This window comes from Endozoicomonas sp. SESOKO3, from assembly GCF_024606255.1.
This window is the reverse complement of the sequence record NZ_JAHHPR010000694.1, coordinates 1-1019: the sequence shown is the minus strand read 5'-3', so window position 1 is coordinate 1019 and position 1019 is coordinate 1. Positions and strand designations below refer to the sequence as shown.

Annotated in this window: 2 protein-coding genes; one reads left to right on the top strand and one right to left on the bottom strand. The window is 43.2% G+C overall.

Going from position 1 to position 1019, the window contains the following annotated elements; genetic code table 11:
• Nucleotides 1-54: 54 nt before the first annotated feature.
• Nucleotides 55-156: a group II intron maturase-specific domain-containing protein gene (locus tag KDK18_RS14770; protein ID WP_373690724.1), complete on the top strand. Its 102-nt coding sequence runs from the start codon at nucleotides 55-57 to the stop codon at nucleotides 154-156.
• A gap of 311 nt (nucleotides 157-467) precedes the next feature.
• On the opposite strand, the gene KDK18_RS12225 is transcribed toward KDK18_RS14770, so the two are convergent.
• Complete coding sequence (locus KDK18_RS12225; protein ID WP_257255203.1) at nucleotides 468-878, bottom strand: hypothetical protein; 411 nt, start codon at nucleotides 876-878, stop codon at nucleotides 468-470.
• Between the last annotated feature and the right edge of the window lie 141 nt (nucleotides 879-1019).

The window sequence follows — 1019 nt, the reverse complement described above, 5'->3', positions numbered from 1 at the left end:
CTCTGCTTCAGGCGGCAAGTCCTTTAACTCACCAGCCGCAGCTGGGGTGTATCAATGAGCTACCGTTTGCGAAAGCTTACCGAATATATCAGGGGCTGGATGGGTTACTTCAGAATAACCGAATATTACCGTCCTATATCGCTACTGGATCAATAGATACGTCGGCGTATTCGCTGCTGTTTTATCAAGCAGTGGCGTAAACCGAAAACCCGCTATCGAAATTTGGTCAGGTTGGGCGTTGATCACATCAAAGCCGCCGGGATCGCAATCAGTAGCAAAGGGTATTACCGGTTAAGCAAAACCTTTGCAACACAGCAGGCACTCAACGACAGTTACCTCGCACAACTTGGGCTTGTTTCGCTGAAAGACTTATGGATTAGGTTTCACTATCCTTGGTGAACCGCCCGGTGCGGACCCGCATGCCGGGTGGTTTGGGGAGAGCTGAAGAAAGATCAACTCTTACCCGATTAGCCATTACTCTCTCTCGCTCTACGACCAATTATCCAATGAGGGATAAATATTAAAATATCAATTATTACTACGATTAGAGATTTAATAAATGTCTGCATTGAACTTCTAGCTTCTACTTCAAGAGCTAATTTTCTTGCATCTTCTCTCTTTTTAGTAAGCTCTCCTTCTGGAGGTCTTTTTCCGGCTTCACCACAGCCTTCTTTACTATATTCTCCACATGAGGGTTTGATATTGTTCCAATATCTATCGTTATTGTTTAGACGCTTATAATCATGTGAAGACAAACCAAACTCTGGACTTACTACGCTAACTAAATTGTAAAGCATTATCCCAGATGTAACTGCAAAACATATGAGAGTTACAGAACATATAAGTAATGCGTAAATCTCAAGTATTGTTTTTCTCATTATTCTTCCTCAAGTTTATTCATATGCGAAAGGGCCAACGCCTGGTTTAGGTGCGCCGAAGGCGACACCTGGAACCAATTGGTACCTATTGAGCCTTCTCCCCAGCTTACTGAGTAAGCTAATAGGCGACCAAACCAAAAA